Source organism: Vibrio sinaloensis DSM 21326 (assembly GCF_000189275.1).
Lineage (GTDB): Bacteria > Pseudomonadota > Gammaproteobacteria > Enterobacterales > Vibrionaceae > Vibrio > Vibrio sinaloensis.
This window is the reverse complement of record NZ_AEVT01000118.1, coordinates 1-25,387: the sequence shown is the minus strand read 5'-3', so window position 1 is coordinate 25,387 and position 25,387 is coordinate 1. Positions and strand designations below refer to the sequence as shown.

Sequence of the window (25,387 nt, the reverse complement as noted above, 5' to 3'; positions counted from 1 at the left end):
AGACTTGAAACTGAGATGAAGGATCACACCATGAGCAAAATCTACGAAGATAACTCTCAAACGATTGGCAACACACCTCTTGTACGTCTAAATAAAGTTAGTAACGGTAAAGTACTAGCAAAAGTGGAAGCTCGTAACCCAAGCTTCAGCGTTAAATGTCGTATCGGTGCCAACATGATTTGGGAAGCGGAAAAGGCTGGAACTCTTAAGCCAGGCGTAGAGCTTGTTGAACCAACCAGTGGTAACACAGGTGTAGCACTAGCGTTTGTTGCTGCTGCTCGTGGTTATAAGCTAACACTCACTATGCCTGAGTCTATGAGCCTTGAGCGCCGTAAACTCCTTAAAGCACTCGGTGCAAACCTTGAGCTAACTGAAGCAGCAAAAGGTATGAAAGGCGCTATCGCAAAAGCAGAAGAAATTGTAGCAAGTAACCCTGAAAAGTACCTTCTTCTACAACAGTTCAATAACCCAGCAAACCCTCAGATCCATGAGAAGACAACGGGCCCAGAGATTTGGGATGCAACGGACGGCGAAGTAGACGTATTCGTCGCAGGTGTCGGTACTGGTGGTACGATTACAGGTACAAGCCGCTACATTAAGGGTGAGAAAGGCAAAAACATTGTTTCTGTTGCTGTAGAGCCAGCAGAATCACCAGTGATTGCTCAGGCGCTTGCAGGTGACGAAATCCAACCTGCGCCACACAAAATCCAAGGTATCGGTGCTGGTTTCATCCCTGGTAACCTCGATTTGGAGCTTGTAGACCGAGTTGAGTCAGTAACTTCTGACGAGGCGATTGCAATGGCTCGTCGCCTAATGGAAGAGGAAGGTATCCTTGCAGGCATCTCATCAGGTGCAGCCGTTGTTGCAGCCAACCGACTAGCGGAACTACCTGAATTTGCAGGAAAAACCATCGTAACTGTACTACCAAGCTCAGGTGAACGTTACCTAAGTACAGCACTGTTTGCAGGTATCTTTACCGAGAAAGAAAACCAACAGTAATACGTTGTCAAATCAATTTTTCGTTTAAAAAAGCCCCATTCAGGGGCTTTTTTGTTGATCCTCGCCACACCTTTGGTAATATCAGGGCAGTTTTATTTTTAGCTTCAAAATAAAAAAGCTAATAAAGAATTTATCTCGTTAGTGAGATCGAACATAGATTAGAGTCACTAATGAAAAATTTACAACCAAGATCAGTTCTGACACGAAATGAACGTTGTGCACCTAGCAGAATATAACATTTACGGTTAAGCTAGTTTTGGTTAAGAAACTATCAAAATATAAATCAATTGGGGTATATAACATGTACGAGAAGCAAGTAGAAATCACTGCAGAAAATGGTCTTCACACTCGTCCAGCTGCACAGTTCGTTAAAGAAGCTAAAGCATTCGACGCGGACATCACTGTGACTTCTAACGGTAAAAGCGCTAGCGCTAAGAGCCTATTCAAGCTACAAACTCTAGGCCTAGTAAAAGGTACAGTAGTTTCTATCTCAGCTGAGGGCCCACAAGCTCAACAAGCTGTTGACCACCTTGTTGCTCTAATGGACCAACTACACTAATCCGGTCTTCTATTTTCAAAGCCATTTTGTGAAAGCAAAATGGCTTTGTTGGAAATAGAGCAAAATTTAAGCTACAAATTATCGTTAGCGCACCCATTTTTTCTCCCGTTTTAAAGTTGACCAACTTAAGGTAAGGCTATGATTTCAGGCATCCTAGCATCTCCTGGTATTGCGATTGGTAAAGCACTACTACTTCAAGAAGATGAAATTGTCCTAAACACTAACACTATTTCTGATGATCAAGTTGAAGCTGAAGTTCAGCGTTTCTTCGACGCTCGTAACAAATCTTCCGCTCAGCTAGAAACAATCAAACAGAAAGCACTTGAAACCTTCGGTGAAGAGAAAGAAGCGATCTTTGAAGGTCATATCATGCTTCTTGAAGACGAAGAGCTAGAGGAAGAAATCCTAGCACTTATCAAAAATGACAAGCTGTCTGCAGACAACGCGATTCACACCGTAATCGAAGAGCAAGCAACAGCTCTAGAATCTCTAGACGATGAATACCTAAAAGAGCGTGCAACAGATATCCGTGATATCGGCACTCGTTTTGTGAAAAACGCTCTTGGCATCAACATCGTTTCTCTAAGTGACATAGATGAAGAAGTTATCCTAGTCGCTTACGACCTAACGCCATCGGAAACAGCGCAAATCAACCTAGATTACGTGCTTGGTTTTGCTTGTGACATCGGCGGTCGTACTTCTCATACTTCTATCATGGCTCGTTCACTTGAACTTCCAGCGATCGTTGGTACTAACGACATCACTAAGCAAGTGAAAAATGGCGACATGCTGATTCTTGATGCAATGAACAACAAAATTGTTGTTAACCCATCAGAAACTGAGCTTGAAGAAGCAAAAGCAGTTAAGGCCGCTTTCCTAGCTGAAAAAGAAGAACTTGCTAAGCTAAAAGATCTGCACGCAGAAACCACTGACGGCCACCGCGTAGAAGTGTGCGGTAACATCGGTACTGTTAAAGACTGTGACGGCATCCTCCGCAATGGTGGTGAAGGTGTTGGCCTGTACCGTACTGAGTTCCTATTTATGGACCGTGACGCGCTACCAACTGAAGAAGAGCAGTACAAAGCGTACAAAGAAGTTGCGGAAGCAATGAATGGCGAATCAGTCATCATCCGTACGATGGACATCGGTGGTGATAAAGACCTGCCTTACATGGATCTTCCTCAAGAGATGAACCCATTCCTAGGCTGGCGTGCAGTACGTATCAGCTTAGACCGTCGCGAAATTCTACGTGACCAGCTACGTGGTATTCTACGTGCGTCTGCACACGGCAAACTACGTATCATGTTCCCAATGATTATCTCTGTAGAGGAAATCCGTGAGCTGAAGAAAGCGATCGAAGAGTACAAAGCAGAACTACGCGCTGAAGGTCATGCATTCGACGAAAACATCGAAATCGGTGTTATGGTTGAGACTCCAGCAGCCGCTGCTATCGCGCACCACCTAGCGAAGGAAGTTTCTTTCTTCTCTATCGGTACCAACGACCTGACTCAGTACACACTTGCGGTTGACCGTGGTAACGAGATGATTTCTCACCTATACAACCCACTATCACCAGCGGTACTTACTGTGATCAAGCAAGTTATCGACGCGTCTCACGCCGAAGGTAAGTGGACTGGTATGTGTGGTGAACTAGCAGGTGATGAGCGTGCAACACTTCTACTTCTAGGTATGGGTCTAGACGAGTTCTCTATGAGCGGTATCTCTATCCCTAAAGTGAAGAAAGTGATCCGTAACTCTAACTTCGCAGAAGTGAAAGCAATGGCTGAAGAAGCTCTTGCTCTACCAACAGCAGCAGAAATCGAAGCTGTAGTTGAAAAATTCATCGCTGAGAAAACTCAATAATCAACTAATTCCAATGGGATAGACGGTAAAAAAAGTCGTCTATCTCGAAAGATTGGTATACTATAATTCGACAGAATTAAATAAAACGTTAGGAGCATGACACAATGGGTCTGTTTGACAAACTTAAGAAGCTAGTATCTGACGACAGCGCTGACGCGGGTGCAATCGAAATCATCGCACCTCTATCTGGTGAGATCGTAAACATTGAAGACGTGCCAGATGTTGTTTTTGCTGAAAAAATCGTTGGTGACGGTATTGCTATCAAGCCTGCTGGCAACAAGATGGTAGCTCCTGTAAACGGTACTATCGGTAAGATCTTCGAAACTAACCACGCGTTCTCTATTGAGTCTGACGATGGCGTTGAACTATTCGTTCACTTCGGTATCGACACTGTTGAGCTAAAAGGTGAAGGCTTCAAGCGCATCGCTGAAGAAGGCCAAGCAGTAAAAGCTGGTGACACTATCATCGAATTCGATCTAGCTCTACTAGAAGAGAAAGCGAAGTCTACTCTGACACCAGTTGTTATCTCTAACATGGACGAAATCAAAGAGCTGAACAAGCTTGCTGGTTCTGTAACTGTTGGTGAAACTCCAGTTCTACGTGTAACTAAGTAATTTTCGCTTAGCAGAACACAAAAAAACGCAGCCATTGGCTGCGTTTTTTATTGCCTCAAGATAAAGCTATTTTAGCCCCAAGGCATACTTTAACACTTGGGTCTTCAGTGGGCCGGCATTTTCGGCCAGTTTCAACGCGGCATTTCGAGCCAATTTAAGCGGTGCAATGTCGTTGCTAAACCCTTTGTAGAAAAAGTCCATTCCCGACTGCATCAATAAGTTATCTGGACGACGCTTACGTTCGTAACGCTTCAATACTTCATCAGACAAGCGTGCTTCACCCTCAGTCAGTTCAAGCAACGCTGCTACATCTTTAAAACCAAGGTTGACGCCCTGTCCGGCTAATGGGTTAATTGTATGAGCAGAATCACCGACCAGTACACAACGTTGCGCAGCGTATCGTTGAGCGTGGCGTCGGGTCAGCGGAAAAGAGCCATATTGCAATACCGTAATATCACCCAACTCTGCCGGGAAGTGAGTAAGTATCTCACCTCGGAGCTGCTCAGGTGTCATTGCACATAGCTGTTTGATTCGTTTAGGTGAGTCATACCATACCAAAGAGCCCTGCCCCACCTCGACTCCATCTCGGTGCACAGAAGAAAGAGGCAAGAATGAACGTGGTCCTGATGGAGTGAACTGCTGCCAAGTAATATCTTGCTGCGGAAGCGTCGTTTCAACATTAATTAACATACAATGCTGTCGATAATCCCACGCGGTAACCCCGATACCGGCCAGTTCGCGAACTCTGGAATTCGCCCCATCAGCACCAACGACTAAGTCGACTTCAAACTCTACTCCTGAGGAGAGCGAAACTTTAGGCGTTGCTGTAAAATCAATATGTTCCAAAGTATCAGGGCAAAACAGGCTAATATTGTTGTAGCTTGTCATCGCATCCCACAGCCCAAGCTGTATCAGTCTATTTTCAACAATAAAACCGAGCTGTTCCATCTCAAGCACATCAGAGTGAAAACGAGTTCTGCACTCTGGGTGCTCCCAAGTTTCCAAACGTCGATAAGGACAAACACGCATATCAGCGGTCGCTTGCCAAGCTCCTAGTTGCTCAAGAATGGATACCGAATGTTCAGAGATCGCTGAAACCCGAATATCCAGAGGTTGCTCGGGTGAAAACGATTGAGGTGCTTTCCCTTCCACTACCGCGACACGTCTACCTTGTTTGGCAAAGCCAACAGCGACAGCAGCGCCGACCATACCACCACCGATCACAGCAACATCAAACTTGCTCATAATTCGTACTTCATCATATTGATTATTTGACTGTTTTTTATTGTACGTTTTCATTACTAAAATGTAACCAAAAACCTCAACGCGGATATGGGCAAATCCCTTGTTTGGTAACGCTTTGAATAGATTCTTAACCAACACTAGTCAGTTGGTTTTTAAAGCAGTACAATACGCCGCTCTCTGCTATGTGAGCAGAATAATGGGTCATCAAAAGCGATATTAAATAGATGACTTCAAGTAACACTGGGCGATTTGCTCCCTTAATTTAAACTAACGATCGAGCGAACAAAATGAGTAAGAAACTGCTAATTAAAACCTGGGGCTGCCAGATGAACGAATACGATTCATCGAAAATGGCAGATCTACTGAACGCGGCTAACGGCTACGAATTGACAGAAGATCCAGAAGAGGCAGATGTATTACTTCTCAATACCTGTTCTATCCGTGAGAAAGCACAGGAGAAAGTATTCCACCAGCTTGGTCGTTGGAAAACGCTTAAAGATAAAAAAGACGGCGTGGTTATCGGCGTGGGTGGCTGTGTAGCGACTCAAGAAGGTGATCATATTCGTGAACGTGCACCATTCGTTGACGTAATCTTTGGCCCGCAAACCTTGCACCGCCTACCAGAGATGATTAAACAATCTCAAAACGATGATGCGCCAATCATGGACATCTCCTTCCCAGAGATCGAAAAATTTGACCGTCTACCAGAGCCACGCGCTGAAGGTGCCACGGCATTCGTTTCAATCATGGAAGGCTGTTCTAAGTACTGTACGTACTGTGTTGTTCCGTACACTCGTGGTGAAGAAGTAAGCCGTCCAATGGATGACGTACTGTTCGAAATCGCTCAGCTAGCAGATCAAGGTGTACGTGAAGTAAACCTATTAGGCCAAAACGTAAACGCCTACCGCGGTCCAACACACGAAGGGGATATCTGTTCATTCGCGGAACTGCTTCGCCTTGTGGCTTCTATCGATGGCATCGACCGTATTCGTTTCACGACGAGCCACCCGTTAGAGTTTACTGACGACATCATCGCAGTTTACGAAGATACACCTGAACTAGTGAGCTTCCTGCACCTACCAGTACAAAGTGGTAGTGACCGTATCCTAACAATGATGAAGCGTCCTCACACAGCAATTGAGTATAAGTCGATCATTCGTAAACTACGTAAAGCGCGCCCTGATATCCAAATCAGTTCTGACTTTATCGTTGGCTTCCCTGGTGAAACAGCGAAAGATCACCAAGATACAATGAAGCTCATTAAAGACGTTGATTTTGATATGAGCTTCAGCTTTATCTTCTCTCCTCGTCCAGGTACTCCAGCTGCCGATTACCCATGTGATGTTCCAGAGCAAGAGAAGAAAGAGCGCCTGTACGAACTGCAGCAAACCGTCAACGCACAAGCGATGCGTTACTCGCGCCTCATGTTAGGTACAGAGCAACGTGTACTGGTTGAAGGACCATCTAAAAAGAATCTAATGGAGCTTCGTGCTCGTACAGAGAACAACCGCGTGGTTAACTTCGAAGGTAGCGCAGACCTTATTGGCCAATTCGTAGACGTGAAAATCACTGATGTATTCGCGAATTCACTACGTGGCGAGTTAGTTCGTACCGAAAAAGACATGGACCTTCGAACGGTCATCTCTCCAACGCAAATGATGGCAAAGACCAAGCGTGAAGATGAGCTAGGTGTAGCAACCTTTACACCTTAAGTTCGAATTTAGCTTGAATTTACCCGACTCTGATACCATCTTAGAGAAAGGTATATAAGGTCACTAAAAGCCCGGTCTAAATCGGGCTTTTTTAGAGTGACAAACAATGAGAGGCAACTTTGAGCAATAAAATTGTTACCCTAGAAATCAATCTAGAACCTTCAGATAACCGCCGTTTGGCTAGTCTTTGCGGTCCTTTCGATGACAACATCAAACATCTCGAACGACGTTTAGGCGTTGAAATCAGCTACCGTGGCAACTTTTTTACCATCGTAGGTAAACCTCACACCTCCGCAGCCGCGCTTGAAATCATCAAGACCCTCTATGTAAATACAGCGCCGGTGCGTGGCAACATCCCAGATGTTGAACCCGATGAAATTCACTTAGCAATTAAAGAAACTGGCGTATTAGAGCAAGACTCCGAGTCGAGCATTGAACACGGAAAAGAAGTGTTCATCAAAACGAAGAAAGGCGTCATCAAGCCACGCACGCCAAACCAAGGCCAGTATCTGATGAACATGGTGACTCATGACATCTCATTTGGTATCGGCCCAGCGGGTACAGGTAAAACTTATTTAGCCGTAGCCGCGGCAGTGGATGCGCTGGAACGCCAAGAAATTCGCCGTATTTTACTAACTCGTCCAGCGGTAGAAGCAGGTGAGAAATTAGGTTTCCTTCCTGGTGATCTAAGCCAGAAAGTCGACCCATACCTTCGTCCACTATACGATGCATTGTTCGAAATGTTAGGCTTTGAAAAAGTTGAAAAGCTTATCGAACGTAACGTTATCGAAGTCGCGCCGCTCGCCTACATGCGTGGCCGTACGTTAAATGATGCCTTCATTATTTTGGATGAAAGCCAGAATACAACCGTGGAACAAATGAAAATGTTCCTAACCCGTATTGGTTTTAACTCACGTGCGGTTATCACTGGTGATATCACCCAGATCGACTTACCTCGCGGAGCCAAATCTGGTCTACGTCATGCAATCGAAGTATTAAGCGAAGTCGACGATATCAGCTTTAACTTCTTCCAGTCTGATGATGTCGTCCGCCACCCTGTGGTTGCCCGCATCGTTAATGCATATGAGAAGTGGGAAGCGAAAGATCAGAAAGAGCGCAAAGAACGTGATCGTATTCGTCGTGAAGAACGTGAAGCTCAGCAAGCAGCGAATCAGGCCCTAGTTGACGCGGCAGCAACGGTAAGTAATACAACGGCAAAAGAGAGTAACTGAGCATGAGTATTGAACTGGACCTGCAATTGGCGGTCGAAGATGAAAGCGGCTTACCGACTTTTGACGATATTCATCTCTGGTTAAACTCAGCGGTTGCAAAGTTCCAACCACAGGCTGAAGTCACAGTTCGCTTGGTTGATGAGCAAGAGAGCCACCAACTTAACTTTGATTATCGTGGTAAGGACAAACCGACTAATGTGCTGTCTTTCCCATTTGAAGCCCCTCCAGGCATTGAAATGGATCTGCTTGGTGACTTGATCATTTGTCGTCAAGTGGTTGAGCGTGAAGCGATTGAACAGCAAAAACCCTTGATGGCACATTGGGCGCATATGGTTGTACATGGCAGCTTGCATCTGCTAGGTTATGATCATATCGAGGATGATGAAGCGGAAGAGATGGAGTCCCTCGAAACAGAAATTATGCAGGAGATGGGGTTTCTTGACCCATATCTTGCAGAAAAACAGAGCTAAGTACGAGATACTAGGCTTATGTGTGCTATCACACATCTGATAGCGTTACTTAAATGAGAAACAATGAACGAAGACAATTCGCCCTCTTCTCTAGAAGGTAAGAAAGAAAAATCTGAAGGTCCGAGTAGAAAGTCCTTCTTCGGACGCCTAGGTCAACTTTTTCAAGGTGAACCCAAAGATCGCCAAGAGCTAGTGGAAGTATTCCGCGACTCAGAGGAAAATGACCTGATCGACCACGACACTCGCGACATGCTCGAAGGTGTTATGGAGATCTCCGAAATGCGCGTGCGTGACATTATGATCCCGCGCTCGCAAATGGTTACTGTTGACCGTAGCGACGATTTAGACGCTTTGGTTCATCTCATCACAGATGCGCAGCACTCGCGTTACCCAGTGATCAGTGAAGACAAGGACCATGTGGAAGGTATTCTGCTTGCGAAGGACTTACTTAAATATTTAGGCTCTCAAAGCGCGCCGTTTGATATCGAACAAGTGATCCGTCCTGCGGTGGTTGTTCCTGAAAGTAAGCGAGTTGATCGCTTGCTTAAAGAGTTCCGTGAGGAACGCTATCACATGTCTATCGTTGTTGATGAGTTTGGTGGTGTGTCAGGCCTAGTGACAATTGAAGATATTCTGGAAGAAATCGTTGGTGAAATCGAAGATGAATTCGACGACGAAGAAGAACTAGATATCCGTAAACTAAGCAAACATACCTTTGCTGTTAAAGCTTTAACGACCATTGAAGAGTTCAATGACACCTTCGGAACTGCATTTAGCGATGATGAAGTCGATACGGTTGGCGGCATGGTCATGACAGCTTTCGGTCACCTTCCTTCTCGAGGTGAAGTCGTAGAGATTGAACAATATAGCTTTAAAGTAACCTCTGCGGATAACCGCCGAGTACTTCAGCTACAAGTGACAATCCCAGACGAAGAGTCTCTTCCACAACCAGCAGAAGAGTAACGCTATTCCCTTTATTGGGACATATAGAAAGATAACGATGATAAAACCTCTTTTTCATCGCCTAAAACGGCCGCTTGCGGCCGTTTTTGTTGGCGCGATAACCACACTAGCCTTTGCCCCTTACCAACTATGGCCCTTGGCTATCCTTTCCCCGGTACTGCTGTTACTGCTGATTGAAAAACAGAGCGCTAAACAAGCACTGTGGATTGGTTATGCTTGGGGGGTAGGTCAGTTCGCAACAGGTATTAGCTGGGTCCATATCAGCATAGATAACTTTGGCGGAATGCCTAAAATTGCCAGCGTTTTCTTAATGACGTTGTTGATTGGCTATCTAGCGATTTACAGCGCTTTATTTGCATGGGCACTAAACCGCTTCTTTCCACGCTCCAACCGTATTCGTCTGCTGCTTATCGCCCCAGTGTTATGGCTGGTAACCGACTGGCTTCGAGGCTGGGTAATGACGGGTTTTCCATGGCTATGGCTCGGTTACAGCCAAATTGAGAGCCCGCTTGCGAACTTCGCTCCCCTGGGTGGAGTGGAACTTATCACCTTTCTCCTTATTTTGAGTGCCGGGGCCATCAGTTACGCCGTATTGCATCGTCAATGGATGCAGTTATTAATTCCCGCCATCATTCTTTCAGCTGGATTTGGCTTAAAAGCAGAGCATTGGGTAACACCAAACCCAGATAGCACCACGAAACTGGCACTGATTCAGGGGAATATCGCGCAAGAGCTCAAATGGCTACCGAGCGAACGATGGCCAACGATTATGAAGTACACCGATCTTACTCGCGAAAATTGGGATGCAGACATTATCATCTGGCCGGAAGCCGCTATACCTGCCTTTGAATTTGAAATTGCGTCATTCCTACGCAATCTAGATTCTGCGGCTAAGCTCAATCACAGCGCCGTAATCACTGGCGTCGTGAATCAAGGAGAAGACCGTAAGTTTTACAATAGTATTCTCACGGTAGGCGAAACAGGTTACGGTGATTACAGTTACAACATGGAACAACGCTATCACAAGCACCACCTATTGCCGTTTGGTGAGTTTGTCCCGTTTGAAACGATTCTAAGACCACTTGCCCCTTTCTTTAATTTACCGATGTCTTCATTCAGTCGCGGGGACTTTGTCCAGCCGAACATCGATGCTAATGGCAAGCATATGGCGCCGGCACTGTGCTACGAAATCATCTTCAATGAGCAAGTTCGCCAGAATGTGACGCCGGACACCGACTTTATCCTTACGCTTTCAAACGATGCTTGGTTTGGCAGTTCGATAGGCCCTCTACAGCACATGGAAATCGCTCGTATGCGAGCCTTGGAGCTAGGTAAACCCGTGGTACGCTCTACCAATAATGGCGTGACGGCTGTCACTGATTACCGCGGTAATATTATTGCTCAAATCCCTCAATTCGAAACGGCAGTATTGAGAGCAGAGATAACATCAACGGATGGGCAAACACCGTATCGCCAGTTTGGCACGTGGCCGCTCTACATTTGGGTTGTGTTAAGTTTGGTGCTTGGCTGGAGAAATAGAATGGATTAATGGTTGCCGTTGCAACCACATGAGGAGTCTATATGGAGCGTACTCATACACTGAGCCCGCTCCTATTTCAGTCCGCTAGCCTAGCTTTAGGGCTTTAACGCTTGTCGGCTAAAACCTTTGCAGCCACATTTAGTGCACGGGATAATGATAGTTGGGTGGTTATATTCTGTCTTATGCCCGCAGTCATCACACACCAACACGCCGAGACCTATCACCTCCCCGGCTTGATAGAGGCCTTGATGCTCCAAGTCTTCAAACAACTCAACCCACTCGACTTTCGTTCGGTCAGTAATCTCAAGTAAGCCTTGCCAAATGGAATCGGCAATCATTAAGTAAAAGGGACCACTTTTCGAATCTTCATAGTTGTCGGCGAACTCTTTGAGATCTGACTTAACATAAGCAGAGACAAGCGCCAACTCATCCTTGGTCATATCATTGGCAGCATCAACGACCTTGCCAGAGGTTTCAAAAACGTGGTTGACTTCATCAGGACTGTGTTTGAGTGCTTCAACCACATCCTCAAACATCTCCTCATAACCTGCTTTGCGTTTTGGCATCGCTAACCTCCTTTCGATTCACTGATGCGCATTCTAAAGCCCCAAAAAGGCAATAAACATCTCCATCTTTAGGTGATTTGAGTGGGTATTGGCTATTGTTGTGCCCCGCTCCTTTAGGTATTCTATGACGATCTATTTAAGTCTGTTCTAACCGAACTCACAAATTCCAAGATAACCGGACATCATCGATGCAAGAACAATACAACCCGCAAGATATTGAACAGAAAGTTCAACAGCACTGGGACAACAACAAGACCTTTGTTGTAAGTGAAGACCCAAACAAAGAAAAATTCTACTGTCTATCTATGTTCCCTTACCCAAGTGGCCGACTGCACATGGGTCACGTGCGTAACTACACTATCGGTGATGTAGTCTCTCGTTTCCAACGCCTGCAAGGTAAAAACGTAATGCAACCAATCGGTTGGGATGCGTTTGGCCTACCTGCAGAAAACGCAGCGGTAAAAAACAACACAGCACCAGCACCATGGACTTACGAAAACATTGAGTACATGAAGAACCAACTTAAGCTGCTAGGCTTTGGTTACGACTGGAACCGTGAATTCGCAACGTGTACTCCTGAGTACTACCGTTGGGAGCAAGAGTTCTTCACTAAGCTTTACAACAAAGGCCTAGTGTACAAGAAGACTTCTTCTGTTAACTGGTGTCCAAACGACCAAACTGTTCTTGCAAACGAGCAGGTTGAAGACGGCTGTTGCTGGCGTTGTGACACGCCTGTAGAGCAAAAAGAAATTCCTCAGTGGTTCATCAAGATCACTGAATACGCTCAAGAGCTACTAGACGACCTAGATAACCTAGACGGTTGGCCTGAAATGGTTAAGACCATGCAGCGCAACTGGATCGGTCGCTCTGAAGGTGTTGAGCTTAAGTTTGAAGTTAAGGGTCAACAAGACCTAGAAGTTTACACAACACGTCCAGACACACTAATGGGTGTCACTTACGTGGGGATCGCAGCAGGTCACCCTCTAGCGGCAGTCGCTGCAGAGAACAACCCTGAGCTCGCAGCCTTCATCGACGAGTGTAAGAACAACAAAGTTGCAGAAGCTGAGCTTGCGACAATGGAGAAGAAAGGTATGGCGACTGGCCTTACTGCTATTCACCCATTGAACGGCCGTGAAGTACCAGTATACGTGGCTAACTTCGTACTGATGGACTATGGTACAGGCGCTGTAATGGCCGTACCTGCGCACGACCAACGTGACTACGAGTTCGCAACTAAATACGGCCTAGACATCGTGCCTGTTATCAAGCCAGTTGACGGTAGCGAGCTAAACATAGCTGAAGAAGCATACACCGAGAAAGGCGTACTGTTCGACTCAGGTGAGTTCGACGGCCTTGAATTCCAAGCGGCATTTGATGCAATCGCAGCAAAACTTGAAGCAGAAGGCAAAGGCACTAAAACTGTAAACTTCCGTCTACGTGACTGGGGTGTATCTCGTCAACGTTACTGGGGCGCACCAATCCCAATGGTAACCACAGAAGATGGTGAAGTTCACCCAGTACCCGCTGACCAACTACCAGTGATTCTTCCTGAAGACGTGGTAATGGATGGCGTAACGAGCCCAATCAAAGCTGACAAAGAGTGGGCAAAGACTACCTTTAACGGCGAACCTGCTCTACGTGAGACAGATACCTTCGACACCTTCATGGAGTCTTCTTGGTACTACGCACGTTACTGCAGCCCACAAGCAGACGACATTCTAGATCCAGAAAAAGCCAACTACTGGCTACCAGTAGACCAGTACATCGGTGGTATCGAGCATGCTTGTATGCACCTATTGTACTCGCGCTTCTTCCACAAACTGCTACGTGATGCGGGCTACGTAACTTCTGACGAGCCGTTCAAGCAACTACTGTGTCAAGGCATGGTGCTAGCAGATGCGTTCTACTTCGAGAACGACAAAGGCGGTAAAGAGTGGGTTGCTCCAACTGACGTTGCTGTAGAGCGTGACGGTAAAGGCCGCATCACTTCTGCGAAAGACAACGCAGGCCGTGACGTAACACACTCAGGCATGATCAAAATGTCTAAGTCGAAGAACAACGGTATCGACCCACAAGAAATGGTAGATAAGTACGGTGCTGACACAGTACGTCTATTTATGATGTTTGCATCACCTGCAGACATGACGCTTGAGTGGCAAGAGTCTGGCGTAGAGGGGGCTAACCGCTTCCTAAAACGTGTTTGGAAACTGGTTAACGAACACGCATCGAAAGGCGCGGCAGAAGCGGTTGATGCATCTGCATTGTCTAGCGATCAAAAAGCACTTCGTCGCGACGTTCACAAGACTATCGCCAAAGTGACTGACGATATCGCTCGTCGTCAAACGTTCAACACGGCAATCGCAGCAATCATGGAGCTGATGAACAAGCTAGCGAAAGCTCCTCAAGAGTCTGCGCAAGATCGTGCAATCCTTGATGAAGCACTAAAAGCTGTGGTTGCAATGCTTTACCCAATCACTCCGCACATCTCTTACGAAATGTGGGCGGGTCTTGGCGAAGCTGACATCGACAACGCGGCATGGCCAACGTTTGATGAAAAAGCGCTTGTTGAAGATGAGAAGCTGATCATCGTTCAGGTTAACGGTAAGCTACGTGCGAAGCTAACCGTACCAGCGGATATCTCGAAAGAAGATATTGAAGCGCTTGGTCTAAACGATGAGAACGTTACTAAGTTCACAGAAGGTAAAACGGTACGCAAAGTTATCTACGTACCAGGTAAACTTCTGAATATCGTAGCGAACTAATTGCAAAATATTTAGTCCTAAGCAGGGTAACATGTTGCCCTGCTTTATTTATCTTAAGGTTTTTCTCGTCTATGGCCGAAGCGAAAACCCTAAGATAAGTACCCCTAAACTGAGAGCCATTTATTTATGTTTCGTCGAGAATCACGACTGTTTTCATTTTCCGCGATTAAACTCACTTCAGCTCTACTGATGACCAGCCTATTGGCTGGGTGTGGATTTCATTTACGCGGCGATTACTCTATCCCAGACGAACTGAATACTTTATCGCTAACCAGTTACGACTCATACAGTACCTTTACTCGTATGATGAAAGGCCAGTTACGCCTGAGTGAAGTTAAAATCGTAACTCCTGCCGCAGATGTACCAAACTTGCATTTGGAAAGTGAGAGTATTGGTGAACGTACCCTATCTTTGTATCAAAACACACGTGCAGCAGAAATTGAAATTACCCTCTATGCTTCATACCGAGTAACAGTGCCAGAACTTGGCTCAAAAACATACTCAACTAGCGTGACACGCAGCTACTTGGACAACCCACTCAGCGCGCTCGCAAAATCGGTTGAACGCGACATGATTGAAGACGAAATGCGCAAGCTTGCGGCAACGCAAATTGTGCGTCAGATGGCGCGATTGAAGGCCGATATTGAACACAACGAATTTGATACCGAAGAGGACGTCATGCAACCTTCGGTAACTGGTAACGAAACCCAGTACCAAGTGAAAACCCAAGTCACTGACTCTGCTGTGCAGTAGAGGCAAAGATGCGCGTTTTTGCTGATCGATTGGGGGAGCAACTGACAAAACAGCTCCACCCGAACTACCTTATTTTTGGCAGTGAACCACTGCTACTTCAAGAGTCTCGTCAAGCCATTCAACAAGCCGCCTTAGCCCAAGGGTTTGAAGAGCGTCACCGCTTCGCCATTGATGCCTCATTCGATTGGAATGTCGTCTACGACTGCTGTCAAGCGATGAGCCTATTTTCCGCCCGCCAATTGATAGAGCTGGAGTTACCGGAATCAGGCGTCAACGCAGCCATTGCCAAAGAGCTACTTGCGCTATCAGGGATGCTTCATAGCGACGTCATTCTGGTCGTGATTGGCAGTAAACTCACCAAGGCGCAAGAAAATGCGAAATGGTTTAAAGCTCTGGCCTCTCAAGGCTGTTGGGTCAATTGCCTATCACCTGATATTCAGCGCTTACCTCAGTTTGTTCAAACCCGTTGCCGAGCATTAAATCTCAAACCGGACCCTGAAGCCGTTCAGATGCTGGCTCAATGGCACGAAGGCAACCTATTTGCCTTAGTACAAAGTTTAGAAAAACTGGCGCTTCTTTATCCTGATGGTGAATTAAACTTGATTCGCCTTGAGGAGTCCTTGAGTCGTCACAATCACTTCACCGCCTTTCACTGGATTGACGCCCTACTTGCAGGTAAGGCAAACCGCTCTCAGCGAATTATGCGCCAGCTCGAAGCTGAGGGAGTCGAGGTAGTGATTTTAGCTCGTACCGTGCAAAAAGAGCTGTCGCAGTTGCTTGCTATGTTGCAAATGATGCAAACAGAGCCGATGAACCGAGTGTTCGAAGCGTATCGAGTTTGGCAATCCAAGAGACCGTTATATTCGGCAGCACTGAGCCGTCTCTCTATCAGTAAAGTTAGCCAGCTCCTACAACTACTCGCAAAAATAGAGATCCTGACTAAAACTCAGTACGATCAATCCAGCTGGCCATTATTACATCAGTTGAGCGCGCAAATGTGCCTGCCTCAAGTGAAGCTGTAAAAAGCGTGATATACTGCGCCGCTTTTTGGGCCTGCCGCCCAACGGTGAACTAAATAGAATCAACGAGGACAATACCTTGCAACTTGAAGAACTGAACAATTTCTTGATCGATAAAGTCGATGATATGAAAGCGCAAGATATCAAAACCATCGACGTTCAAGGTAAATCCAGCATTACGGATTACATGATTGTTTGCACAGGCACATCTAAACGCCATGTCGCTTCAATCGCTGATCATGTCGCGAGAGAGTCGAAACTAGCAGGTATAGAACCACTAGGCATCGAGGGCGAAAATGAAGGCGAATGGGTGGTACTGGATATGGGTACAACCATGATCCACGTAATGCAAGAAGAGCAACGCGAGCTGTACCAACTTGAGAAGCTTTGGGGCTAAATAATGAAGTTACAATTGATTGCCGTGGGTACCAAAATGCCCAAATGGGTCGAGGAAGGTTTTCAAGAGTATCGCCGCCGCTTCCCACACGACATGCCGCTTGAGTTGATTGAAATTCCAGCAGGAAAGCGTGGTAAAAACGCCGACATTGCAAGAATTCTGCAAAAAGAAGGCGAAGCCATGTTGGCAGCCGTGCCAAAAGGCAATCGAATTGTTACGCTTGATATTCCAGGGAAAAAGTGGGACACCCCGCAACTTGCACAGCAGCTAGAAAACTGGAAGCTCGATGCTCGTGACGTGTCCATTTTAATTGGCGGTCCGGAAGGACTGGCGCCAGCGTGCAAAGCCGCAGCAGATCAAAGTTGGTCACTGTCAGCTTTAACGCTTCCCCACCCTTTAGTCCGTATCGTGATGGCGGAAAGTTTATATCGAGCGTGGAGCATCACAGCGAACCACCCTTACCACCGAGAATAATCGATTCATGTTACGGAAGCGCTCCCAAATAAGGGACTATCAAGAAGAAGCACGACTGTTTAAGAGTCGTGCTATTGTCGCTTTTATGGGCATCGTTATCATGATGGGTCTTCTGGTCACTAACCTGTATAACATCCAGGTCAACCAGTTCCAAGACTATAAAACCCGCTCAAACGATAACCGCATCAAAGTCGTCCCCATCGCTCCAAACCGCGGGCTGATTTACGACCGTAACGGCAACCTATTGGCCGAAAACCGCCCAGTTTTCAGCTTAGAGATTACCCCAGAAAAAATTAAGAATATGGATGAGACCATTGCGAGTTTGCAAAAGGTCTTAGCCATCACACCTGAACAGGTTGAACGATTTAATCGCGAGCGCCGCCAAACACGACGCTTCAAATCGGTCCCTATTCTGACCCAACTCACTCCAGAGCAAGTCGCCAAGTTCTCAGTCAACCAGCACAAGTTTCCTGGTGTATCAGTGAATGCCGCTTTGAAACGTCATTACCCGTATGGCGAAGTGCTGACTCACGTTATCGGTTATGTCTCACGTATCAATGATCGCGATATGCAACGTTTGATACGCGAAGAGAAAGACGCTAACTACCAAGCAACCCGCGATATCGGTAAGCTAGGTATCGAGCGCTACTATGAGGACATGTTGCACGGAACCGCTGGGTACCAAGAAGTTGAGGTAAACAGTCGCGGTCGAATCATACGTACCTTGAAGTATGTCCCTCCCGTTCCCGGTAAAGATATCGTTTTAAACTTAGATATCGATTTACAGCTCTACGCACATGAGCTGATCAATAGTCGTCGCGGCAGCATTGTGATACTCGATCCCGAAGATAACGGGGTACTGGCGATGGTTTCCAGCCCAAGTTACGACCCGAACGCCTTTGTACATGGTATTTCTGGCAAAGCCTATCGAGCACTGTTAAATGACAAGAATCGTCCACTCGTCAACCGAGCTACCTTGGGTATTTACCCACCAGCATCGACCATCAAACCCTTTATGGCCGTCGCAGCATTACAAGAAGGCGTCATTACCCCTTACACGACACGAAATGACCCGGGTTACTGGAAGATCCCTAATTCGAAAACGAAGCCTTTCCGCGATTGGTTGCGCTGGGGGCACGGCAAAGTCGATATCGTGAAATCGATTGAAGAGTCGGTGGATACCTTCTTCTATCAAGTCGCCTACGATATGGGTATCGATCGAATCTCTCGCTGGATGATGATGTTTGGCTTTGGTGATTATACTGGCATCGATATCTACGAAGAGAGCAAAGCCAATATGCCAACTCGTGACTGGAAAATGGCCCGTCACCGCACACCTTGGTATCAAGGGGATACGATTCCTGTTGGTATCGGTCAAGGCTATTGGACGGCAACGCCGATGCAAATTGCTAAGGCGACTTCCGTGTTAGTCAAGCATGGTGAAGTAGTGGCACCGCATCTGCTTCGTGCCACAATAGACAACGGTAATTTATTCGAGACTCAGCAATTGTCAGATATCGAAACCTATCCACCGATTACGGGTGTACCGAAACGATATTGGGATCTGGCCACTGAAGGGATGCGTCTGGTTAACCACGGTAAAAAAGGAACCGCGCGACGTGCTTTCTATAACACCGAATACGTCAGTGCTGGTAAATCTGGGACGGCTCAGGTATTTGGCTTAGGCGAAGATGAAGAGTACAACGCGGATGAAATCGCCGAGCACCTGCGCGACCATGCCCTATTCACCGGTTTCGCCCCCATCGACGATCCTAAGTTGATTGTCACTATGGTTCTCGAAAATGCAGGTGGCGGCTCTTCACAAGGCGGTCCAGTCGTTAGACAAATCTTCGACCACTACCTCGTTGAACAGAAAGAGGAAGAAGAATAATGGATTTGAATCCAGCAACAGGCGAAAACCGCGCTCTGTTTGAACGCTTCCACCTTGACCTGCCCCTCTTGTTAGGCATTTTGGTCTTGATGGGCTTTGGCCTTGTGGTGATGTACAGTGCTAGCGGACAAAGTTTAGCGATGATGGATCGCCAAGCAATGCGTATGGGATTATCACTTGGTGTGATGCTGATATTGGCGCAAATTCCACCACGTACCTATGAGTCTTTGGCTCCACTCATGTTTGTTGTCGGAGTCGCTCTCCTGCTCGGTGTGTTGTTTTTTGGCGAGGCGTCTAAAGGTGCGCAGCGTTGGCTCAACCTAGGGTTTGTTCGTTTCCAACCGTCAGAACTGCTCAAACTTGCGGTACCGTTAATGGTCGCGAGATATATCGGTAAACGCGCACTGCCGCCAACCTTTCAGACTTTGGTGATGTCACTGGTGATGGTGTTCGTCCCAACCATACTGATTGCTAAGCAGCCCGACTTAGGCACTTCAATCTTGATCGCAGCATCGGGAATTTTCGTGATTTTCTTAGCGGGCATCAGTTGGAAAATCATCTTTGCTGCAGCCTGTGGTTTAGGAGGCTTCTTGCCTATCCTCTGGTTCTTCTTGATGCGCGAGTATCAGAAGGTTCGGGTGCGGACTCTATTTAACCCTGAGTCTGATCCGCTTGGTGCCGGTTACCATATTATCCAAAGTAAAATTGCAATTGGTTCTGGCGGTATCTCTGGTAAAGGTTGGCTGCAAGGCACTCAATCTCAATTAGAGTTTCTGCCTGAGCGTCACACTGACTTTATTTTTGCGGTCATTGCCGAAGAATGGGGCTTAATTGGTATTCTCGGTTTGCTCTCGATTTATTTGTACATCATTGGTCGAGGACTTTACCTGGCCAGTAAAGCGCAAACCGCCTTTGGTCGTATGATGGCTGGCAGCATTGTTTTAAGTTTCTTCGTTTACGTATTTGTAAACATTGGCATGGTGAGTGGCATTCTTCCTGTTGTGGGGGTACCACTACCTTTAATCAGTTATGGAGGGACTTCTATGGTCACCTTGATGGCTGGTTTTGGCATTTTGATGTCGATTCATACCCACAGAAAAGCGTTTTCTAAGGCAACCTAAATGAATAATAAATCGCTTCTAGCTTTAGCATGCACTGGCATGCTACTCGCAGGGTGCTCTTCAGCCCCATCGAAACGCTACTCCATTGATGATGATGTGGCACCAGAAAAACCTATTTCTGTTGAGCACATTGAAGACGTTGTTCCTCAGTACGAGCCATACAGCTTGGGTGGCAATAAAGACTACACGCTACGTGGCGCCGATTACAAAATCGTCAAGGATGCAAAAGGATTTACAGAGCAAGGTCAAGCCTCTTGGTATGGCAAAAAGTTTCATGGTCACTTAACCTCTAACGGCGAGGTGTATGACATGTACTCCATGTCTGCTGCGCATAAAACCTTACCACTGCCAAGTTATGTTGAAGTAACAAACAAAGACAATGGCCGTAAAGCGATTGTCAGAGTGAACGATCGCGGCCCTTTCCATCCAGGCCGAGTGATCGACTTAAGTTATGCCGCAGCCACTAAGCTGGATGTGGTTCGAACAGGGACAGCAAACGTCTCTATTCGCGTGCTGACGGTAGAGAAACCAACCGAAGCACATAAAAAAGATGCATTACCAAAGTTCGTTGTTCAAGTCGCCTCTTCCAAACACCCTGAACGCGTGCGAACTTTAGCCACTGATCTGGGTCAAAAGCTAACGGTAAAGAGTTATTCTGAGTCTGAAAACAATGTCCATCGAGTGTTTCTAGGACCTTTTGACGACTACATGCAAACTCAAAAAACCTTAGAACAAGTGAAATCACTTGGTTATCCGAGTGCTTTTATTAAATCCTTATAGAGTGAGTCCTCCAAGCTATTGATTCGACACTAGCTTGGAAGAGTGATTCTGTTAAAATACCAACAGTTAAAGATAAATCAGTAGTCAATATGAAAAAAACAACACTAATCAAATCCGTGTTTGCGTCCACAGTTGCTCTTTCTGCAACGTTCGCAACAACTGCTTTCGCGACACCTATTGTTGTTCCTGATGCCCCTCAGATTGCCGCAAAAGGCTACGTACTCTTGGACTATCATTCAGGCAAAGTCTTAGCGCAAAAAGAGATGAACACTAAGCTCTCTCCTGCAAGTTTGACTAAGATGATGACCAGTTACGTCATTGGTCAAGAGCTAGAGCGCGGTAACATCTCATTGCAAGATGACGTTACCATCAGTAAAAATGCTTGGGCAAAAAACTTCCCAGATTCCTCTAAGATGTTCATCGAAGTTGGTACAACCGTTAAAGTTGAAGACCTTAACCGCGGTATCATCATTCAGTCTGGTAATGATGCGTGTGTAGCAATGGCAGAACACATTGCCGGTTCTGAAGACGCGTTTGTTGACTTGATGAACGCTTGGGCGAACACCATTGGCATGAAAGACACTCACTTTGCCAACGTTCACGGTTTGGATAACCCAAATCTTTACTCAACGCCTTATGATATGGCACTGCTTGGCAGCGCGTTAATTCGTGACGTGCCAGATGAGTACCGTATCTACTCGGACAAAAAGTTCACTTACAACGGCATCACTCAGTACAACCGTAACGGCTTACTGTGGGATAAAAGCATGAATGTCGATGGCATTAAAACAGGCCACACAAGTAATGCTGGTTACAGCTTAGTTAGCTCAGCAACTGAAGGTAAAATGCGCCTTGTTGCTGTGGTTATGGGAACCAAGAGTGCCAATGCACGTAAATCTGAGAGTAAAAAACTCCTAAGTTACGGCTTCCGCTTCTTCGAGACCGTGGCACCGCATAAAGCAGGTGAAACGTTTGTCGAAGAGAAAATCTGGATGGGCGACAAAGATACGGTTGCGCTTGGCTTAGATCAAGATACGTATGTCACCTTACCGCGCGGTCAGGCGAAAAACCTAAAAGCAAGCTTCGTACTTGAAAAAGAGCTAGAAGCCCCAATTAGTAAAGGTGAAGTAGTTGGTAAGCTATACTATCAACTAGAAGGCGAAGATGTTGCTGAATACCCACTTCTTGCTCTAGAAGACGTAGAAGAAGGTAGTCTGTTTAGTCGTCTATGGGATTACATTGTGATGCTGTTCAACAGCTTCCTATAATTCCTAACGAATTCATCGAAAAAGCCGCTTACAGCGGCTTTTTTTATCACATCAGCATGAAAGCTGGTGTATTGAGATTTAACGTTATTAGCAGTACTATTCGGCGCTGCTAAAAATACAGTTCAACTTGGAGTTTCCTATGCTGACTATTAACTCAGACGCAAAGCTGAAAGACCTGCTTGAGTTCCCATGCTCATTCACCTACAAGGTGATGGGTTATGCTAAACCAGAACTGCCAGAAAAGGTTCTTGAAGTCATTCAACGCCATGCTCCAGGTGATTACAGCCCAGTTGTAAAACCAAGTGCAAAAGGCAACTACCACTCAGTGTCAGTGAACATTACCGCGACATCAATCGAACAGGTTGAAACGCTGTACAAAGAACTGGGCGAAATTGATATTGTGCGCATGGTTCTATAATATTTTTTGAGTTATTCAATTTTTTTTGAAAGCAGCGAAAGCTGCTTTCTTTTTAGATATCAACTAGATAATAATCCTGCGGAATCTCTAGGGTTAAAAATGTGTTACTGGTATATAGTTGATTCTGCCGATCCAGTTTATAATCTGACAACTTTATGAATCGACGATAGGATCGGCAATGCAAAACCAGCTTGTAGTCAAGTATCTAGGTCGGCAAGATTACCAGCCCATCTGGCAAGCCATGCATGACTTTACTGATACTCGAACAGAAGAAACCCGTGACGAAGTTTGGCTTGTTGAGCACAACCCAGTCTTCACTCAAGGGCAAGCAGGTAAAGCCGAACATCTACTGAATACAGGGGATATCCCAGTGGTACAAAGTGATCGAGGTGGTCAAGTCACCTATCACGGTCCTGGTCAACTGGTGGCGTATTTCCTAATTAACCTTCGTCGTAAAAAATTAGGTGTGCGAGATCTGGTTACTCACATCGAGAACCTCGTGATCAACACCCTAAAACAATACAATATTGATTCTGCCGCTCGACCAGATGCCCCTGGGGTCTACGTTGACGGTAAGAAAATCTGCTCATTAGGGCTACGAATCCGCAAGGGTTGTTCATTTCATGGACTAGCATTAAATGTGAATATGGATCTTAGCCCATTCCAACGTATTAACCCATGTGGCTACGCTGGAATGGAAATGGTTCAGGTGAGCCAACTAGGCGGACCAGAAGATCTGGAACAGGTTGAAAAGACCTTAGTCGAACAACTTGTCACTTTGCTTGGATATGAGCAAGTTGAATTCAGCACAGAAGCTCCTTCTGTACGATAAGAAGTAAAGAGAAGCAAAAGAAGCATGAGTAAACCAATCCAAATGGAAAAAGGCGTCAAGTACCGTGACGCTGACAAGATGGCATTGATTCCTGTAAAAAATATGCCTACCGAGCAGAAAGAAGTTCTGCGTAAACCTGACTGGATGAAGATCAAACTGCCAGCAGATAGTCAACGTATTCAAGATATCAAATCAGCAATGCGTAAAAACAATCTGCACTCAGTTTGTGAGGAAGCCTCATGCCCTAACCTTGCTGAGTGTTTTAACCACGGTACCGCAACCTTTATGATCCTTGGTGCTATCTGTACCCGTCGTTGCCCATTCTGTGATGTTGCCCATGGTCGTCCATTGACGCCAGAAGCCGATGAGCCAAAGAAACTGGCCAAAACAATCCAAGACATGAAGCTTAAATATGTGGTGATCACTTCAGTTGACCGCGATGACCTTCGTGATGGCGGCGCGCAACACTTTGCCGACTGTAACCGCGAGATCCGCGCGCTTAACCCACACATTAAGATTGAAACTCTCGTCCCAGATTTCCGTGGTCGTATGGATGTGGCACTTGAGCTGTTGAAAGACAATCCGCCAGATGTCTTCAACCACAACTTAGAAACAGCACCACGTCTATACCGTAAAGCTCGTCCGGGCGCGAACTACAAATGGTCGCTTGATCTATTGAAGAAATTCAAAGATCAGCACCCAGACATCCCAACTAAGTCAGGCATTATGATGGGACTGGGCGAGACGAAAGAAGAGATCATTCAAGTATTAAAAGATCTCCGCGAGCACGGTGTAACTATGCTGACGCTCGGTCAATACCTAGCACCGAGTCGCCACCACCTACCGGTAGAGCGTTACGTGCCACCTTCAGAATTCGACGAATTGAAAGAAATTGCACTGGATCTTGGCTTCACGCATGCTGCATGTGGTCCATTCGTACGCTCTTCGTACCACGCAGACCTTCAAGCACAAGGTGTAGAAGTTAGCTAGTTAACGACTATTCATCTAATTTAAGGGCTGACTGCATAAGTCAGCCCTTTTTGTTATAGAATCTTGAATGAGACAGCACTCTTCTATAGGCTTACTCAACAACCATTACAAACCTGAAATAAGGTAACGTTTCCAAGGATCTATTATGAAAAAATTGGGATTAGCAGCAATTGCCCTCGCCGCGCTATCAGTAGGCTGTGCTTCAAACACAAAGCAAGACAACTTCCGCGAAGCCTCATTTGAGCTTTGTAACACAGAAGTTGATATCTACTCTGTAAGCGACGATGGTCGAGTTCGTATTGTGTGTTCTGATGGCTCTAAGTTCGCTTTAACTAGCGAAGATACGCTAGAGACTATGCGTGACATCAATATTGACTACTGTGATGGTGAAGGCCTAGGTAAATTCAATGAGAGCCGCAAGTACTACTCATTTAAGTGTAAGTCAGGAACCTTGCTAAGCATCTCTAAATAACTGAAATAGAAACAATAAAGGGCAGATAAATTCATCTGCCCTTTTCTATTCAAAAACGTTACTTGAACGTTCGCACTGAAATCACCCGACCATTACTGCCCCCCATCGCGGTCACTTCCACCTCTAATGAGTTCATTGACACAATGCCGTTTGGCGAACAGATAACAAACACATACGCACACGAAAAACGATCTTCAAATGGCATAGGAATACGATTCCAATAAAACTCGCTCGCCTTAGAAGCTACACGAAACTTGCGGTAATCAGCTGGCGCTGTCGAGCCGCGCTGTTTGGCAATATGAGCAACAAACACTCGGTCAACATTCTTATCGACCCCTACCGCCATCTCACAGCCACTGAATGGACCAGAGGCCATCCAGCTAACCCCGTTACCCGTGCTGCGCCCAATCACGGCTTTTGTTTCAGCGTAAGGGACCCAAACACCTC

Annotated in this window: 25 protein-coding genes; 22 read left to right on the top strand and 3 right to left on the bottom strand. The window is 46.1% G+C overall.

Translation table 11 applies throughout. The features are described from left to right. Window positions 1-30 precede the first annotated feature (30 nt). From cysK to crr, 4 genes are all read left to right on the top strand, one after another. On the top strand, window positions 31-999 hold the full coding sequence (gene cysK, locus RH45_RS21615; protein ID WP_008081458.1) for a cysteine synthase A: 969 nt from the start codon (window positions 31-33) through the stop codon (window positions 997-999). A gap of 301 nt (window positions 1,000-1,300) precedes the next feature. After that, entirely contained in the window at window positions 1,301-1,558 is a 258-nt protein-coding gene (locus tag RH45_RS21610; RefSeq protein ID WP_004415108.1) for an HPr family phosphocarrier protein, read from the top strand. Between the two features lie 138 nt (window positions 1,559-1,696). Then, window positions 1,697-3,421, top strand: a complete 1,725-nt coding sequence (gene ptsI / locus RH45_RS21605) for a phosphoenolpyruvate-protein phosphotransferase PtsI (RefSeq protein ID WP_008081456.1) — start codon at window positions 1,697-1,699, stop codon at window positions 3,419-3,421. A gap of 104 nt (window positions 3,422-3,525) precedes the next feature. Beyond that, window positions 3,526-4,035: a PTS glucose transporter subunit IIA gene (gene crr / locus RH45_RS21600; RefSeq protein WP_008081455.1), complete on the top strand. Its 510-nt coding sequence runs from the start codon at window positions 3,526-3,528 to the stop codon at window positions 4,033-4,035. A gap of 66 nt (window positions 4,036-4,101) precedes the next feature. Here crr and RH45_RS21595 read toward each other — a convergent pair whose 3' ends face one another. Further along, the gene (locus tag RH45_RS21595) at window positions 4,102-5,280 is read right to left on the bottom strand and encodes a 2-octaprenyl-3-methyl-6-methoxy-1,4-benzoquinol hydroxylase (RefSeq protein ID WP_039959051.1); all 1,179 of its coding nucleotides are present in this window, start codon (window positions 5,278-5,280) and stop codon (window positions 4,102-4,104) included. A gap of 287 nt (window positions 5,281-5,567) precedes the next feature. Between RH45_RS21595 and miaB the strand changes: the two genes are divergently transcribed. The 5 genes from miaB to lnt all read left to right on the top strand — a co-directional run bounded on the left by miaB (window position 5,568) and on the right by lnt (window position 11,206). Then, the gene (miaB, locus tag RH45_RS21590) at window positions 5,568-6,992 is read left to right on the top strand and encodes a tRNA (N6-isopentenyl adenosine(37)-C2)-methylthiotransferase MiaB (RefSeq protein WP_008081453.1); all 1,425 of its coding nucleotides are present in this window, start codon (window positions 5,568-5,570) and stop codon (window positions 6,990-6,992) included. A 119-nt stretch (window positions 6,993-7,111) separates the two neighbouring features. Continuing rightward, window positions 7,112-8,224 carry a PhoH family protein gene (locus RH45_RS21585; protein WP_008081452.1) on the top strand — a complete coding sequence of 371 codons (1,113 nt, stop codon included), beginning with the start codon at window positions 7,112-7,114 and terminating at the stop codon, window positions 8,222-8,224. 2 nt (window positions 8,225-8,226) lie between these two features. Continuing rightward, window positions 8,227-8,694, top strand: coding sequence for an rRNA maturation RNase YbeY (ybeY, locus tag RH45_RS21580; RefSeq protein ID WP_008081451.1), 468 nt, complete (start codon window positions 8,227-8,229; stop codon window positions 8,692-8,694). Window positions 8,695-8,757: 63 nt separating this feature from the next. Then, window positions 8,758-9,657, top strand: a complete 900-nt coding sequence (gene corC / locus RH45_RS21575; protein WP_008081450.1) for a CNNM family magnesium/cobalt transport protein CorC — start codon at window positions 8,758-8,760, stop codon at window positions 9,655-9,657. A 37-nt stretch (window positions 9,658-9,694) separates the two neighbouring features. Further along, the gene (lnt, locus tag RH45_RS21570) at window positions 9,695-11,206 is read left to right on the top strand and encodes an apolipoprotein N-acyltransferase (protein WP_008081449.1); all 1,512 of its coding nucleotides are present in this window, start codon (window positions 9,695-9,697) and stop codon (window positions 11,204-11,206) included. An 86-nt stretch (window positions 11,207-11,292) separates the two neighbouring features. Here lnt and RH45_RS21565 read toward each other — a convergent pair whose 3' ends face one another. Continuing rightward, window positions 11,293-11,763 (bottom strand): zinc ribbon-containing protein, encoded by a 471-nt coding sequence (locus RH45_RS21565; RefSeq protein WP_008081448.1) that lies wholly within the window; start codon window positions 11,761-11,763, stop codon window positions 11,293-11,295. A 188-nt stretch (window positions 11,764-11,951) separates the two neighbouring features. On the opposite strand from RH45_RS21565, the gene leuS reads away from it, so the two are divergent. The 13 genes from leuS (at window position 11,952) to RH45_RS21500 (ending at window position 24,940) form a co-directional block, all read left to right on the top strand. Beyond that, window positions 11,952-14,525, top strand: a complete 2,574-nt coding sequence (gene leuS, locus RH45_RS21560) for a leucine--tRNA ligase (protein WP_008081447.1) — start codon at window positions 11,952-11,954, stop codon at window positions 14,523-14,525. 126 nt (window positions 14,526-14,651) lie between these two features. Further along, entirely contained in the window at window positions 14,652-15,278 is a 627-nt protein-coding gene (locus tag RH45_RS21555; protein WP_008081446.1) for an LPS-assembly lipoprotein LptE, read from the top strand. A gap of 8 nt (window positions 15,279-15,286) precedes the next feature. Next, window positions 15,287-16,300 (top strand): DNA polymerase III subunit delta, encoded by a 1,014-nt coding sequence (gene holA, locus RH45_RS21550; protein WP_008081445.1) that lies wholly within the window; start codon window positions 15,287-15,289, stop codon window positions 16,298-16,300. Window positions 16,301-16,376: 76 nt separating this feature from the next. Then, window positions 16,377-16,694, top strand: a complete 318-nt coding sequence (gene rsfS / locus RH45_RS21545) for a ribosome silencing factor (RefSeq protein ID WP_008081444.1) — start codon at window positions 16,377-16,379, stop codon at window positions 16,692-16,694. Between the two features lie 3 nt (window positions 16,695-16,697). Next, entirely contained in the window at window positions 16,698-17,168 is a 471-nt protein-coding gene (gene rlmH, locus RH45_RS21540) for a 23S rRNA (pseudouridine(1915)-N(3))-methyltransferase RlmH (RefSeq protein ID WP_008081443.1), read from the top strand. Between the two features lie 7 nt (window positions 17,169-17,175). Further along, the gene (gene mrdA / locus RH45_RS21535) at window positions 17,176-19,059 is read left to right on the top strand and encodes a penicillin-binding protein 2 (RefSeq protein WP_039959050.1); all 1,884 of its coding nucleotides are present in this window, start codon (window positions 17,176-17,178) and stop codon (window positions 19,057-19,059) included. Next, entirely contained in the window at window positions 19,059-20,180 is a 1,122-nt protein-coding gene (rodA, locus tag RH45_RS21530; RefSeq protein ID WP_008081433.1) for a rod shape-determining protein RodA, read from the top strand. Before mrdA ends, rodA begins: the two co-directional genes overlap by 1 nt. Further along, a complete protein-coding gene (locus RH45_RS21525; protein WP_008081431.1) occupies window positions 20,181-20,960 on the top strand; it encodes a septal ring lytic transglycosylase RlpA family protein in 780 nt (259 codons plus the stop codon). It begins immediately after the preceding gene. A gap of 89 nt (window positions 20,961-21,049) precedes the next feature. Then, window positions 21,050-22,228 (top strand): serine hydrolase, encoded by a 1,179-nt coding sequence (locus tag RH45_RS21520; RefSeq protein WP_008081429.1) that lies wholly within the window; start codon window positions 21,050-21,052, stop codon window positions 22,226-22,228. 139 nt (window positions 22,229-22,367) lie between these two features. Beyond that, window positions 22,368-22,646: a DUF493 family protein YbeD gene (gene ybeD, locus RH45_RS21515; RefSeq protein ID WP_008081427.1), complete on the top strand. Its 279-nt coding sequence runs from the start codon at window positions 22,368-22,370 to the stop codon at window positions 22,644-22,646. Between the two features lie 178 nt (window positions 22,647-22,824). Further along, window positions 22,825-23,478, top strand: a complete 654-nt coding sequence (lipB, locus tag RH45_RS21510; protein WP_008081425.1) for a lipoyl(octanoyl) transferase LipB — start codon at window positions 22,825-22,827, stop codon at window positions 23,476-23,478. A gap of 24 nt (window positions 23,479-23,502) precedes the next feature. Next, window positions 23,503-24,468, top strand: coding sequence for a lipoyl synthase (gene lipA / locus RH45_RS21505; RefSeq protein ID WP_008081422.1), 966 nt, complete (start codon window positions 23,503-23,505; stop codon window positions 24,466-24,468). 145 nt (window positions 24,469-24,613) lie between these two features. Next, entirely contained in the window at window positions 24,614-24,940 is a 327-nt protein-coding gene (locus RH45_RS21500) for a hypothetical protein (RefSeq protein ID WP_008081420.1), read from the top strand. Between the two features lie 58 nt (window positions 24,941-24,998). Here RH45_RS21500 and RH45_RS21495 read toward each other — a convergent pair. Beyond that, window positions 24,999-25,387: hypothetical protein (locus tag RH45_RS21495; protein ID WP_008081418.1), on the bottom strand; the 389-nt coding region annotated here is incomplete at its 5' end.